Source organism: Lentibacillus juripiscarius (assembly GCF_042685205.1).
GTDB lineage: Bacteria > Bacillota > Bacilli > Bacillales > Amphibacillaceae > Lentibacillus > Lentibacillus juripiscarius.
On record NZ_JBHUNA010000020.1, the window covers coordinates 73,735 to 87,828 of the forward strand.

Here is a 14,094-nt window from a genome sequence, read left to right on the forward strand (position 1 = left end):
TAATATGTGAATGGATATCCTATGGTGGGATTTTGGTTATACAGACGCACCCTGGACATTTAGGGTGTGTCTTTATGTATTGAACATTCTACGTATGTATAACTACTGTTAGCGCACATATCCTCTGAGTAAGCATGGACAAAGTACGTGGCTGGAAATATTGTTGGTAATCACATTGCTGATACAGCATCTCACAAAAAGAAGAAGGCTGCTCTTAACCTTCTTCTTTGATAGATCAGTTTTTTTATTTCAAGATTTGCATGTCTCTAGGAAAAGTAGTCAATACTTCTGCAGCACCATCCTCATTAATATAGACCTCATCTTCAATACGTACACCACCATAATCAGGTATGTAAATGCCGGGCTCAATTGTAAACAGTAACCCTTTTTCAGCGATTTGATCATTATGTTCATGGATGGACGGTTCTTCGTGCACTTCTATGCCGAGCCCGTGTCCAACACGGTTATTAAAGTAGTCACCATATCCATTTTCTATAATTACCTTTCTTGCTTCAATATCAAATGTTTTAAGTGGAATACCTGCTTTTACAGCATTGATACCTGCTCGATTGGATTGAAGAACGATGTCATAGATATTTCTCTGTTCTTCGGTTGCTTCTCCGATAATAAACGTTCTTGTGATATCCGAACAGTAACCGGATTTTGTTATAACACCGAAGTCGATCAGTAAATAGTCACCTTTCTTAAATGCACGTTTTCCTGGTCTCCCATGTGGTAACGCAGCTTTTTCACCGGCAAGAACAATAGTAGAAAAAGATGGGCCAACAGCACCAAATTTTTTCATAAGATATTCCAATTCAGCAGCCAGCTCCGCTTCCGTCATCCCAACCTTTACTTTCTTAATCCCCTCATTCAAAACGTTTTCAATAATCGTAACTGCTTCTTGCAGATAGACAATCTCTTCCCGGGATTTTTTAAGCCGCTGTTTGTTTATCAAAGGCTGTATATCGGAATAAGAAGCATCTGGAAAGACATTCTTTAATTGGTTATGACGAAACATACTGACTGTTTTCATTTCCAACCCGAAATGCTGAAAGGTTGCTCCAAGTTCATTTTTAAGTTTCGTAAAAGGGTCTTCTTCATCGGAAATGGGAATGATATTTTTTACGAATGATTCGTCGGTAGCAATTTGTTCGTCTAATGCAGGCACAAATAACGATAATCTCTGGTTGCGATTATCTAACACTAATGCCATAAAACGTTCGTGCGGATCAGAATTGAAACCAGTGTAATAGAAAACATTAGCCGGTGCCGTAATTATCGCTACATCGATATTCTGTTCCTTCAAGTCACGTTGAATTGCAGTTAACCTTTTTTGGTAATCAATTGCCATAAGAATTCCTCCATATAGTTTACTTCAAGTATAACATGCAAAGATTGTACCACCAAAACTATTAACAAAATTCAAACTTGGCATAAAAATTGCAAAATAATTTAACAGAAATACATTTGGGGGGAAAGAATTTGGATGTTAACTGTTTCATTTCTACAGTAGATTTACATGTTGCTGGCGAACCATTACGAATTATTACAGGAGGACTACCCGAAATCAAGGGAAAAACACAACCTGAACGACGAGCTTACTGTATGGAACATTTGGATGGGCTTCGAAAAACGTTGATGAATGAACCCCGCGGGCATCATGGAATGTATGGCTGCATCATTACTCCACCCGCAACGGGAAATGCGGATTTTGGTGTATTATTTTTACACAATGAAGGCTGGAGTACGATGTGTGGGCACGGCATTATAGCAGTCGTTACGATGGTTGTAGAAACGGGGCAATTTGAGGTGAAGGATAATCAACGTAAATTTATTATTGACAGTCCGGCAGGGGAAGTTGTTGCCTATGCAATATGTGAAGGGCATAAAGTAACGGATGTAGCGTTCGAAAATGTTCCCTCGTTCATTTATGAAACAGATTATTCTGTAAAGGTAAATGGACAGACAGTTCATGTTGACATCGCATTTGGCGGAGCATTTTACGCAATAGTTGACAGTGTCAAAGTAAATTTACAGTTGAACAGTGATGATCTACCAAAAATGCAATCTCTGGGAATGGAAATAAAACATTATATTGAAACAAACCTTGCTGTACAGCATCCACTCCAAGAAGATTTGACGGATATTTATGGGGTTATTTTTTCAGACAAACCCTCTAATGAAAGCGTTTACCTGAAAAATGTGACAATCTTTGCTGATCACCAAATTGACCGCTCACCATGTGGTACAGGGACAAGTGCCAGAGTTGCAACGTTGTATGCAAGAGGTGAGTTGAGTAAAGGTCAACCGTTTTTACACGAAAGTATTACGGGGGGTGTTTTTCAAAGTGAGGTGCTCAAGGAAACAAAAGTACAAAACTACGATGCAGTTGTTCCCAAAGTTGCGGGTACAGCACAAGTTACTGGTTTTCATCAGTTTGTAATCGATGCTAGAGACGCTATGCCCGAGGGATTTTTGTTATAACACTTAGTCCTATCTATAAAAGCAGTAGTGTCTAAAATTTTACACATTTGGCTTGATGTTTAAAGTGTTACTGAAAGTTAAAAGAGGATTTTAAACGGTAATTTAAAACAGTTTCAATGCATTAGGTATATTTGAACTATTGGTTTCCTATTTGCTAACTAGATAGGAAATAAGGTATTTTGCCTTCCTGATCTAAGAGATTGGCATTCTTCTTGCATTAGATATTTGAAAGTTATGAATACGAGAAACAATTAAAAGGTGGGTTCTTTAGTGGATCGAATTATAACCGATGTGAATGTACTTTATGGCGAAGAGTTAATGAAAAAATCCGATTACGCAGTTTGGATTAAAAATGGGATTGTTCAAAAGGTAGCACCTGAACATGAACTTCCGGAAGATTTACCAACAACTAGTGCCTCTGGTCAATATATGGTTCCTGGTTTGATCGACCTTCATGTTCATTTGATGTGGGATGGTTCACTTAATCCTGTTGAAACTCAAGAAAAAGAGTCCTATGAACAAATGGTCATACGTGCAGCATATAATTGTCAAAAATATCTCCATAAAGGGGTTACAACGGTTCGAGACGTTGGTTCAGTAGGAGATATTTCACTGCATATTGCGGAGGGAATCAAACGGGGAATTTGTAAAGGACCTAATTTAATTGCTTGTGGTAAAACTTTAACTATGACGGGAGGACATGATCCTTTTTGGGCAAGCTTTTTAGATGGCCCTCAGGAGGCTTTAAAGGCAACCCGTCAACAAATTTATAAAGGGGCTAAAGTTATAAAAGTTAGTGCAACAGGAGGTGTTTATGGAAGAACTGAAGGTGAATCAGTTCAAAATTCGGAACTTAATTATGAAGAATTAAAAGTTATATGTGATACTGCACACCAATTTGGACTTAAAGTTGCATCTCACGCTATAGGACGAGAAGGTATTTTAAATTCAATTGAGGCAGGGGTTGATACGATAGAGCATGGACATTTTTTGGATAACGAACTTATTCAAAAAATGAAAGATAAAAACATTGCTTGGATACCAACATTATATACTTATAAGCAAAATGCTTATGTGAGTGGTATTCCAGATTATGCTCAAGCAAAAGCGAGGGAAATAGTTAAAATACATGGCGAAGCATTTAAAAAGTTTTTTAATAAAAATATTTTAGTTGGATGTGGAACCGATGCGGGAGCCCCTCAGGTTAAACATCCAGCTGTTGTCGAAGAACTTCTACAGATGTATGAACTTTATCCCGATAATAAAGAAATTCTAAAGACAGCAACGTCTAATGCGGGGAAAATCTTAGGGCATACAATAGGGCAAATAAAAGAAGGATATGTTGCGGATTTTGCTCTAGTAAAGCAAAACCCATTAAATAATTTAAAGAATCTTAGTAAAATAGAACAAGTTTACAAGAGTGGAGAAATTGTTCATCAGAATTAGAATAAATCAGCATAATGAACTATCCTTTACTAGACTTTAAAATTAAATGCTAAAAATGTTCAATTTCACTGAACGGTCACACATGGCTGGGAGTAGATACTAACAACGTTTTTTATAGTTAATATTTTTGTATCAGAATGATTTTAGATGTAAGGTCTAGCAAAAATAGAAATGAAAGGATTGGTGAATTTTAATGCATGTAATCGTAATTGTGGCGTACGTTCTCGTTATGTTACTTCTAAGTATTTATTTTGCCAAAAGAGAAGTTAAAACGAATGAAGATTTTTTAGTGGCAGGACGTCGTTTACCAGGAGTTGTATTAGCTGGAACCTTGCTAGCGACTTGGGTCGGATCTGGAACAATTCTAGGTGGTGCTAGCTTTGTCTATCAGTATGGTCCATTAGCAGGTATAATTTATTTTGCAGGTGCGCCAATTGGGATTATTATTTTGTACTTTATAGCTGGTAAAGTAAGAGGATTAGAAAAAAACACATTACCAGAAATTTTAGAGACTAAATTTGGGAGTACTACTCGCTTAGTTGCTTCAATCTTCATGTTGCTTGCTTATGCAGGAATTGCATCGTACCAATTCATTGGTGGAGGAAATATTTTAAGCATTATAACAAATCTTTCTGAAGGTTCGGGAACGTTGCTAATAGCGATTTTTGTAATCTTTTTAGCTGTAACAGGGGGTATGTTCTCAGTTGCCTATACGGATTTAATTAGCTCTATATTAATTGTTTTTGGTTTATTATTAGCCCTCCCTTTTATTTTACCCAGTGTTGAAGGGTTTTCAGGATTAGCAAATGAGTTACCTAAACATCAATTAACTTGGTCCGGTGGCTTAACGGTAATACAACTAATCGGCTTTTTTTTACCAACATTATTACTACTTATGGGTGACCAGAATATGTACAATCGTTTCTCATCCGCAAAAAGTGTGAGTACCGCAAGTAAATCAACTATTGGTTTTTTCTTTGGAAATGCCCTCATTTTAATGTCAGTAATTATCATTGCAGCATCAGCTGTTATTTTATACCCATCCCTTGAAAATACTGATATGGCAATTCTCCAAGTTGCAGCAGATGGGGTGCCGGTGCCAATTGGATCCCTGATTTTAGCTGCAGCCGTTGCATTAATTATTACGACATCTAACTCTTTTTTGTTATCAAGTGCAGGAAATATTGTATATGATATCTATGCTCGTTTTAAAGGTGAATTATCTCAAGAGAACTATTTACGTCTAAGCCGTATAGCAGTTGTTGGTCTTGGTGCTTTTGGCTATTTTTTGGGAACATTTTTCCCAAGTGTCTTAGATTTACAAATGTATGCTTATACCATGTATGGAGCAGCGCTTACACCGGTGGTGTTAGCAGCATTCTTTTGGGAGAGAGCAACCGCTACGGGGGCATTATCCTCAATTATAGTTGGAGGCAGTGCAACCATTATTTGGGAACAGGCGCTTAGTAAGCCCTTAGATTGGAATAGTGTGATTGTATCTTTGCCACTATCGGTTTTTACACTTATCGTGGTGTCATTAGCAACAAGTAATAAAAACAAAATATCACAACAAAATAATAACAAATCAATAGTTAAATAGTATTCCTTGCCTTATCCAAAAACATTAGATGAATATTAATCTACAGGCTTTTCAAAAACGGGAGCGATATTCACAGACAACCATGTGGAGCTCTCTATAAATAAATATAAACTAATTGGGAGTGATTTAAATGAAGGTGAACCATCGTTTGGCAGAAATAAGATCTTTTATGGATGAAAGGAACATAGTTGCTACTGTTGTTGCAAATCCTGATCATCAATACTATTTAAGTGGTTTTAAAGCAATTATGTATTCACGTCCAATTATCTATTTAGTAGATAACGATTCAACTAACCTAATTGTTCCAGCTCTAGAGGAAATTCATGCAAGGAATGAAGCTAACATAGATAATGTTTTGGTGTACTATGAGCATCCCGAAATGGCACATGAAGGAACTAGTCCGTTTCAACATCTCAAACTATTACTATCTAAATATGCAGCAGGATCTAAAATTGGAGTGGATATGGATTCTACTCCCGCCCAGCAAGTTGACTTTATTAAAAGTTTAGGTTTCGAGGTTGTAGACTTAGGTGAAAAAATTGTAGAGATGCGTTATGTGAAGGATAACGAGGAGCTTAAACTAATGGAGGAGGCAGGAAGAATATCTAATCTTGCAGTTAGTACATCATTAAATGCTTGTAAAGAAGGAATTACTGAAATTGAAATGGATGCAGTAGGAACAAAGGCGTTGTTTGAGGAAACAGCTAAGAATCACCCTGATTCAACACTTGATTTATTTGTTATGTCGCCTTCTGGAATAAAAAGGACCGTCATGCCACATGTTTTTTCAAATACAAGGAAACTTCAATCAGGTGATATTATTATTCATAGTAGGCAAGTTTCGTTAAATGGCTACCGGGCAGAGCTTGAACGTACTATTATCTTAGGTGAATTAACCGATGATCAAAAAAGAGGCTTTGAAGCGGCCAAAATTGCTCAACAGAAAGCAATGGAATTTATCAAGCCAGGTGTTACGGCTGCTGAAGTGGATGAGGTATCAAGAGACGTTTTAAAAAAGGAAGGTTTTGTAGAGTATGCTAATCATCGAGTTGGTCACGGAATTGGCATATCCGCACATGAAAAACCATATTTAAGATTTGATAACGATTTGGTACTTCAAGAAGGGATGGTATTTACTATAGAGCCAGGAATATTTATACCAGGAATTGGTGGTTTCCGCCATTCAGATACTTTAATCTTAACGAAAAGCGGAAACAAACTTATAACAGAATACCCAAGAGAGCTTAAGGATTTAACATATAACTGATACCGGGAAAGTATATATGAATTCTATAGTCCACTGAACAGGTGTTGTGAAAAACTATCTGTGATCTGTTATTGGCTTCGGTTTTTTAACAATGAAACTTGAAAGTTTAGGTGCAATGTTTAACAAGTTTATAGAATTATACTGACACCAATTGTATTAGCTGTTCCTATAAACACAATAAGGCCCATTAGATAAGCCTAAATGGGCCTTTTGATTTGGCTAGTTTTCTAGGGCTTCACGTCTGTTGAATGCTGCTGCATCACCCAAACACGTACTTTCTTTTTTAATCAACCGGTGTTTTAGTTTTGTTTACTTGGTATTCCTCCCATTTTTCCTTCATAATCTGTTTACCTCGTCTTACATCAGGGTCAAATTGAAATGGGACCCCATCCCTTGTTTGTTCAACCGAATGAATGGCCTGCTCGGTGGCTTCCTCAAGTCCGTTGACACCGTGGTTGGCTGCAATGGTCAATCCTGCCACAGTCCCCTGATCAATAGCGATTTTTGCACTTTCAATCCCGGTGATGTTACCGGCAACGTATAGACCATCTAAAGCTGTCTCCATTTGGTTATTGTGAAGCGGGACATAGCCGCCGAGTTCATCAATGAGATAAAATGGGCAGCCCGCAACAGCTGCAAGTTCCGTCAATGGGTATAAGCCACCAGCAATACAAACAAAATCACAGGAGATGGACTCCTCTGTACCGGGGATAATTTCTCCGTCAGGTCGAACGGCTGCCAGCTTCACACCTTCTACTTGTTTATCACCGTAAATTTCCACAACTGATTTTCGAAGCTGAATCGGAATCCCCCACATTTTAAATCCGCTTTTAGGGTAGAAGTTAATACCTAATTGTTTCATTAAGTCGCTTTTCATCAGTTTGCTTCCTGTCCGTAGTAGAGCAGATGGTGCCATATGCGCAACATGAAGCAGGTTGTTCATCACTTTCTTTGGCTGAGCGGCATCAGTTGTAAGCTGGTTCAACTTCGGCAAGGTTAGTGCTGCTACATCAATCTTTGCCAGCTTCAATTCTGATGCTATAACGGCAGAAAGGGCGTTAATTCCAACGATAACTCCTCTATTTCCTGGCTTCACTCGATGGACATTTGTCATCACTTGCGCTGCGCCGACGGACATGACACCAGGAAGTGTCCAGCCGGGAACAGGCACTGGGGATTCTGCTGCTCCGGTTGCCAGCAGCAAATGATTAGTAGAATATATTCTTTGTTCCGTATAAATAGTCCATTGGTCTTCGTCTCGTTCTAAGTTATGAACAGGTGTATTTAATTGCACGTGCACTCCAAGATCGATTGCTTGCTGATGTAATCGGGCAGACTCTTTTATACCATTCCACCAGGTTCCGTCCGGTTCCTCATAGAGCTGTCCGAGCAAGCGTCCGCCGGGTTTCATATATTCATCGATTAAGAGTACCTGTAACCCTTGGCGCGCGCAGGTAATTGCAGCAGATAATCCAGCTGGACCTGCTCCGATAACAATTACATCATTCATGTGATTCCCTCCAATCCCTTACCGGTGAAGGAAGCGGGCCACCGCCTTGAACGGTCATTCCTTCCTGTAATGGAGTAAGACACGCACGGACACCTTGTTTCCCATTGACAGTTATACGACACTCAAAGCAGTGACCTATGTTGCAATAGATGCCTCTTGGGGAGCCGCTATCTTCATGAAGGCGCAATGTGCGTATACCATTGGCTAATAGTGCAGCTGCAATCGACTCGTTCTCTCTGCCTTGTAATGTTTGACCATTAAATGTGAACGATACTTCTTTTTGCTCCTCCAACGGACCAAGGACAGGATGGTTGATGATTCGCTCACTCATTGTGCTCGCCTCCCTTTAAGTCACCGAAGTTGACCGGGCGAACAGGGGGTTGATATTTTAATGTGATCTGGTTTCGGGAATCCTTTCCTAAATCAGATGTCACTTTATCAACAAGTGTTCGGCAAGTTCTGCCGCCACAATAACCCATGCCGGCACGTGTGCGAAGCTTTAATTCTCTCGCTGAGCAATTATATTTTTCCGCGGTTTCACTGAGATCTTTAAAGGTAACCTCTTCACAGCGGCATACCATTAATTCATGATTGGTCAATTGGATCACCTCTGAAAATAATAAATAGTTATATGAGATTACATGCAAGAATGATGCCAATAATTTTGTATTCTGAATAAACGAGCAGTAAGGGCTAACACTGATAGGAATTTCACCTAAGTTATCCCGAGTTTTTTGAATCTGTTGTACAGTGTAGCACGGGTGATATTCAGGTTTTTCGCACATTGAAGTTTGTTTCCATTCGCTTTTTCCAATTCATTTAAAAGGATGTTTTTCTCAACATCTTGAAGTCTATCACTCAGCGAGCGGTTGTCGTTGTGATTGATTTCGAATTGACTAGTGTTGGAAGAAGTCCTGGTTGTATCGAATTCAAATGGAAGTTCATCCAGTTTTATTTCTCCATCCTCTGAGAATACTACCAATCGTTCAATGACATTTTTTAGTTCCCTCGTATTCCCAGGCCAGTAATGCCGGAGTAATGCTTGCATGATATCCTGAGAGATACCATCAACCGGCCTGTTATATTTAATGGATATTTCATGTAGAAAATAATGGGTTAGTTCAATGATATCTGCTGGTCGCTTACGTAGTGGAGGTATTTCCATGCTGACGACATTCAAGCGATAGTATAGATCGGCCCTGAACTTATTTTCCTTCACGAGTTCCTGTAAATCTTTATTGGTGGCTGCAATGACACGGAAATCAACTTCAATTTCTTTTGTTCCACCAACAGGATAAAATTTTTTCTCCTGCAGTAGGCGCAGCATTTTCACTTGCATTTCCAGTGGCATTTCACCAATTTCATCTAAAAATAATGTTCCACCTTTGGCAAGCTGTGCTTTGCCTTTTTTACCTTTCTGATCTGCTCCGGAAAAGGCCCCTTTTTCATAGCCAAATATCTCACTTTCAAATAAAGGGGAGGGGATGGCGCCGCAATTAATAGCAACGAATGGTGCTTCCTTGTCTTCACGGACGTTGTGAGCTGCCTTTGCAAAAAGTTCTTTGCCAACACCGCTTTCACCATGGATTAGAATACTAGCATCTGTAGAGGCTGCTTTTTTAATCTTGTCAATTGTCTTGTTAAGTACTGGACTGTTACCCCGTATGTTTTGAAAAGGATCTTCGCTTGCTGTTAGCTTTGTTACTTCTTTTTCCAGATTAAACAGTTTTTCACTAGCATTATACAGTTCTTTATTAAGTCTTATTTGACTGGTTATATCCGTTTCCGAGACAACGGCGCCAATAATTTCTTTCTTAAAGTAGACTGGATTCGAGTTTATGAGCACAACTTGGTTTTCTTTCGCTTTATGTTGTTGATGGCGCACAGAAGTTCCTTTTTCAAGTGCGCTAAGGATTTCCAATCGGTCCCGGTTGAAAAACTCGGTGATTGGCCTTCCGATTATGTTTTTCTGTTTTACTGAAAATAGCTGTTCCGCACCTTTTGTCCAAGTAACAACATTTTTGTCCCGGTCGACAACGGTGCATGATTCATCTGTTGTATCAAGTATCGTATCAATAAAAGCATTTAACTGCAGATAGTTATTGTATAGATGTTGACACAATTCGGCAGCACTTATATAGCCGATTATTTCGCGGTGCTTGTCCAAAACGACTAGGCACTCGCTTTCGGTCAACCGGACGTATACCTTATCGATGTCATCATCAAATGAAATCGTAGCGCAAAGTAGGTAGGCAGGATTATTATCTGAAAGTCGGACGTCATAAAAGTTATTTTCTTTTTGTAGGAGTACTTTTTTCGAATAAGATGCTTCAACTTGTCTCTGTAATTCATGTGTAGCAGTTTCTTCGTGGTCAACCACAACAAAATAATTATTTACAAAGGATTGAATGGATTGAAGCATTCGCATTGCTCCAAACTCCTTTCTTTTGTATAAATATTTAAACACTTTCCAATTATTTTTACACGTTTTCGTTATAAAATCAATAGCAATCCAAGCAATGACGGAATTATTTATTTTGGCATGGAAATTGCATTAAGATATGTGAAGGTAAATGGAGAGGAAGATTTTATGGGGAACTTTCATCATCAAGATATTGTTGTCATTGGTGGCGGCATTATGGGTGCAGCAATTGCGTACTATTGCTCGAAAGCGGGTTTGGATATAACAGTTCTCGAAAAAAAGGAGTTGGCGAGTGGCACTTCTTCAAGGTGTGACGGAAATATCCTAGCCATCGATAAAGATCCCGGATTTGACAGTCAGATGTCCTTGAAAAGTCAGCAGCTTGTGCATGAATTGAATAACGATTTAGAGATTTCATTTGAATATCGTAATCCGGGAAGTATTCTGGTTTGCGAGAATGACCAGGAACTTGAAGCGGCTCAAAAATGGGTTAATCAGCAGCAGGAGGCGGGACTGGAATTTAAAATGCTTGACCGGGAAGATTTGCGGAATGAATCCAGGTATTTTGCTGATGATCTGTATGGAGGACTGGAATGCAAAACGGATTCCACGGTTAATCCATATATGCTGACGTATTCCATGTTTCAAAGTGCTCAAAAGAATGGGGCTAAGATACATACCCATACTGAAGTGAAAAATGTAACGAAAAACAGTTCTGGTCAATTTGTCATTGAAACGAATCAAGAAACATTTTCAGCGAATCAAGTGGTCAATGCTTGTGGTGTTTGGGCGCCGTATATTGGTGACATGCTTGGTGTCGATATTCCAATCGAACCCAGGAAAGGGCAACTCATTGTCGCTTCAAGGGAACAACCTGTCGGGCTTAGAAAAGTGATGGAGTTCGGCTATCTTATCTCAAAATTTGGCGGTGAACGGGTGGTTGATCCCATAACTGATAAATATGGGGTAGCTCTCGTATTTGAGCCAACAGAAAGCCAAAATTTCTTGATTGGTAGCAGTAGAGAATTTAACGGATTTGACCTAAAGGTAAATCACGAAGTAACGAAATATATCGCTAAACGAGCTGTACGATTTTATCCCAAAATGGCGGATATGATGATGATTCGAACATATGCCGGATTACGACCATGGACAGAGGACCATCTGCCAATTGTTTCACACGTCGATGAAGTCCCTGGTTTTTATATTGCTGCAGGTCATGAAGGGGATGGGATTAGCTTGGCAGCAATTACAGGGAAAGTAATCCAAGAAATGGTTTCTGGAAAAGAGACATCAATACCATTAGAGCCGTTGCGGTATGACCGTTTTAAAGAGAGGGTGACAAATTAGATGGACTATCAGCGGTTATTTAACACTATCGATACACATACTGGCGGAAATCCAACTCGGACCGTTTTAAGCGGCTTACCGGAATTAGAGGGGGAAACAATGTCGGAGAAAATGCTTTACATGAAAGAACATTATGATTGGATAAGAAAGTTTTTGATGAACGAGCCGAGAGGGCATGATGTAATGTCCGGGGCTTTGATGGTTCCTCCTTGTCACCCAGATGCTGATGTAGGTGTTATATATGTGGAAACGGGTGGTTATTTACCGATGTGCGGGCATGACACCATTGGATTTTGTACCGCTTTAATAGAAACAGGGATGGTAGAAGTAAATGAGCCATATACCAACCTAAATGTGGATACACCAGCTGGACTGGTCAAAACAAAGATTAAAGTACAAAATGGAAAAGCGAAAGAAGTGACGTTTGCCAATGTGCCTTCGTTTCTATTAAAATCCATTGAAATAGATGTAGAAGGGGTTGGCCGTGTGGAATGTGATATTGCTTACGGTGGAAACTTTTATGGAATTATCGATGCACGAAAAATGGGGTTGGAACTAACAACTGAAAATGCCTCGGCTATCATTGATCAGGCTATTACGATCAGAAATGCAATCAATCAGTCTGAGCAAATTGTTCATCCAGAATTTCCATTTATAAAGGGACTAACCCATATTGAATTTTTCACGGATCCCGTTCATCCAGAAGCAAATTTGAAAAATACCGTTGTTGTACCACCGGGCGGAATTGATCGATCACCATGTGGAACAGGAACCTCGGCCAAACTCGCTGTATTGCATACACAGTCAGAACTTGATGTAAATGACCTGTTCGTTTATGAAAGTATTGTGGGTACTTTATTTAAGGCACGAATTCTCGAGGTGTCAAATGTTGAAGACTATCAAGCAGTTCTTCCGGAAGTAACTGGCTCCGCATGGGTTATGGGAATGCATCGTTTTTTCTATAATGTAAGCGATTCCCTAAGGGAAGGTTTTCTATTAATCCCGCCAATGGAAGAACATTAGAAAGGGGGCGTCTAGATGAACTTTAGTCAAATGTTTACGACCATCGATGCACATGTAGCAGGAGAGGCGTTTCGGATAATCATTCACTCACCAATACAGTTTCACACACATGATATAACTACAAACCAAATGAAAGTTGAACAGCATTACGCACATGAAAAAGCACTCTTATTAAATGAACCCCGCGGTCACCGGGGCATTAACGGGTGTATTGTTACTCCATCTATGAAGGCGGATTATGCTGTGTTGTTTGTGGATCATAAAAACGAAAATCGGTTCAGCTATAGCGGGTTAATGGCAACGCTGACAGCATTGCTGGAAACAGGAAATGTAGCCAGGAAAAAAAATGGTGCATACGAGGTAGAAACAGTTGATGGTATTTATACTGTCAATGCACATGTAGACAAACAAATAGTTGATAAAGCTGAGATTAAAAGTGGCGACTGTTCCCTAATTAAGTCAAATGGGGCTTTTCAATTAGCGGAAGTTGATGGGTTAAGGCGTTATGCATTACATTCACTTCCTGAATCCATACCAGCTATTGAAATGAAATATTTATCTTCCATTATGGAATGGGGAAAGCAAAATATTGCTGGAATGGAGGGAGAAAACATTGATGGCATGATCCTAATGGAATCTATTTCCCCAGAGGAAGTACGGTCTGTCACATTTGAAATGGATGGGGCTATTTTGCGGTCGCCTGGAGTTGACAGTACGTTTGCCATTTATACTGCACTATTAGAAAAAGGTGAACAGATATTACAAATTGTAAATCATAGCATTTTTGGAAGTCAGTTGAGTGCCATCCAAGATGGGGAATCAGCACACCGCTTTTCTATTGAAACACAAGCATTTGTTACCGGTGAACACCAGTTTCTATACGATCAAGAGGACCCATTAGAGTATGGCTTTCTGCTTAAGTAACAGAAATGCATCGTTCACCACACGAGTCTGGAAGTAAAGGAAGATCCTTTTTAGAATACAAAGGG

Annotated in this window: 12 protein-coding genes; 7 read left to right on the top strand and 5 right to left on the bottom strand. The window is 39.3% G+C overall.

Annotated features, from left to right (window positions below; translation table 11 throughout):
* Positions 1-244: 244 nt before the first annotated feature.
* Positions 245-1,354, bottom strand: a complete 1,110-nt coding sequence (locus ACFSUO_RS09300; protein ID WP_382393357.1) for a M24 family metallopeptidase — start codon at positions 1,352-1,354, stop codon at positions 245-247.
* A gap of 131 nt (positions 1,355-1,485) precedes the next feature.
* Between ACFSUO_RS09300 and ACFSUO_RS09305 the strand changes: the two genes are divergently transcribed.
* The 4 genes from ACFSUO_RS09305 (at position 1,486) to ACFSUO_RS09320 (ending at position 6,800) form a co-directional block, all read left to right on the top strand.
* A complete protein-coding gene (locus tag ACFSUO_RS09305) occupies positions 1,486-2,487 on the top strand; it encodes a proline racemase family protein (RefSeq protein ID WP_382393561.1) in 1,002 nt (333 codons plus the stop codon).
* A gap of 270 nt (positions 2,488-2,757) precedes the next feature.
* Positions 2,758-3,933 carry a metal-dependent hydrolase family protein gene (locus ACFSUO_RS09310; RefSeq protein ID WP_382393359.1) on the top strand — a complete coding sequence of 392 codons (1,176 nt, stop codon included), beginning with the start codon at positions 2,758-2,760 and terminating at the stop codon, positions 3,931-3,933.
* 229 nt (positions 3,934-4,162) lie between these two features.
* Complete coding sequence (locus tag ACFSUO_RS09315) at positions 4,163-5,533, top strand: sodium:solute symporter family protein (protein WP_382393361.1); 1,371 nt, start codon at positions 4,163-4,165, stop codon at positions 5,531-5,533.
* Between the two features lie 130 nt (positions 5,534-5,663).
* Positions 5,664-6,800, top strand: coding sequence for a M24 family metallopeptidase (locus ACFSUO_RS09320; protein WP_382393363.1), 1,137 nt, complete (start codon positions 5,664-5,666; stop codon positions 6,798-6,800).
* Positions 6,801-7,083: 283 nt separating this feature from the next.
* On the opposite strand, the gene ACFSUO_RS09325 is transcribed toward ACFSUO_RS09320, so the two are convergent.
* From ACFSUO_RS09325 to ACFSUO_RS09340, 4 genes are all read right to left on the bottom strand, one after another.
* Positions 7,084-8,310 carry an NAD(P)/FAD-dependent oxidoreductase gene (locus tag ACFSUO_RS09325; RefSeq protein WP_382393365.1) on the bottom strand — a complete coding sequence of 409 codons (1,227 nt, stop codon included), beginning with the start codon at positions 8,308-8,310 and terminating at the stop codon, positions 7,084-7,086.
* Positions 8,303-8,641: a (2Fe-2S)-binding protein gene (locus ACFSUO_RS09330; protein ID WP_382393367.1), complete on the bottom strand. Its 339-nt coding sequence runs from the start codon at positions 8,639-8,641 to the stop codon at positions 8,303-8,305. The genes ACFSUO_RS09325 and ACFSUO_RS09330 overlap by 8 nt, the downstream gene beginning before the upstream one ends.
* Positions 8,634-8,909, bottom strand: a complete 276-nt coding sequence (locus tag ACFSUO_RS09335) for a (2Fe-2S)-binding protein (protein ID WP_382393563.1) — start codon at positions 8,907-8,909, stop codon at positions 8,634-8,636. Before ACFSUO_RS09335 ends, ACFSUO_RS09330 begins: the two co-directional genes overlap by 8 nt.
* A gap of 116 nt (positions 8,910-9,025) precedes the next feature.
* Positions 9,026-10,738: a sigma-54 interaction domain-containing protein gene (locus tag ACFSUO_RS09340; RefSeq protein ID WP_449280320.1), complete on the bottom strand. Its 1,713-nt coding sequence runs from the start codon at positions 10,736-10,738 to the stop codon at positions 9,026-9,028.
* A 162-nt stretch (positions 10,739-10,900) separates the two neighbouring features.
* Here ACFSUO_RS09340 and ACFSUO_RS09345 point away from each other — a divergent pair, with 162 nt between their 5' ends.
* From ACFSUO_RS09345 to ACFSUO_RS09355, 3 genes are read left to right on the top strand one after another with little or no spacing between them, the layout of a single operon-like run.
* Positions 10,901-12,082, top strand: a complete 1,182-nt coding sequence (locus tag ACFSUO_RS09345; protein ID WP_382393567.1) for an NAD(P)/FAD-dependent oxidoreductase — start codon at positions 10,901-10,903, stop codon at positions 12,080-12,082.
* Positions 12,083-13,105, top strand: a complete 1,023-nt coding sequence (locus ACFSUO_RS09350; protein WP_382393369.1) for a proline racemase family protein — start codon at positions 12,083-12,085, stop codon at positions 13,103-13,105.
* Positions 13,106-13,120: 15 nt separating this feature from the next.
* The gene (locus tag ACFSUO_RS09355; RefSeq protein WP_382393371.1) at positions 13,121-14,029 is read left to right on the top strand and encodes a proline racemase family protein; all 909 of its coding nucleotides are present in this window, start codon (positions 13,121-13,123) and stop codon (positions 14,027-14,029) included.
* Positions 14,030-14,094: the final 65 nt, after the last annotated feature.

Bases quoted from the DNA above. Each gene is read 5' to 3' on its own strand.
- ACFSUO_RS09340 (WP_449280320.1), bottom strand. From the start codon at position 10,738: ATGCGAATGCTTCAATCCATTCAATCCTTTGTAAATAATTATTTTGTT.
- ACFSUO_RS09315 (WP_382393361.1), top strand. From the start codon at position 4,163: ATGTTACTTCTAAGTATTTATTTTGCCAAAAGAGAAGTTAAAACGAAT.
- ACFSUO_RS09345 (WP_382393567.1), top strand. From the start codon at position 10,901: ATGGGGAACTTTCATCATCAAGATATTGTTGTCATTGGTGGCGGCATT.
- ACFSUO_RS09325 (WP_382393365.1), bottom strand. From the start codon at position 8,310: ATGAATGATGTAATTGTTATCGGAGCAGGTCCAGCTGGATTATCTGCT.
- ACFSUO_RS09350 (WP_382393369.1), top strand. From the start codon at position 12,083: ATGGACTATCAGCGGTTATTTAACACTATCGATACACATACTGGCGGA.
- ACFSUO_RS09300 (WP_382393357.1), bottom strand. From the start codon at position 1,354: ATGGCAATTGATTACCAAAAAAGGTTAACTGCAATTCAACGTGACTTG.
- ACFSUO_RS09320 (WP_382393363.1), top strand. From the start codon at position 5,664: ATGAAGGTGAACCATCGTTTGGCAGAAATAAGATCTTTTATGGATGAA.
- ACFSUO_RS09330 (WP_382393367.1), bottom strand. From the start codon at position 8,641: ATGAGTGAGCGAATCATCAACCATCCTGTCCTTGGTCCGTTGGAGGAG.
- ACFSUO_RS09355 (WP_382393371.1), top strand. From the start codon at position 13,121: ATGAACTTTAGTCAAATGTTTACGACCATCGATGCACATGTAGCAGGA.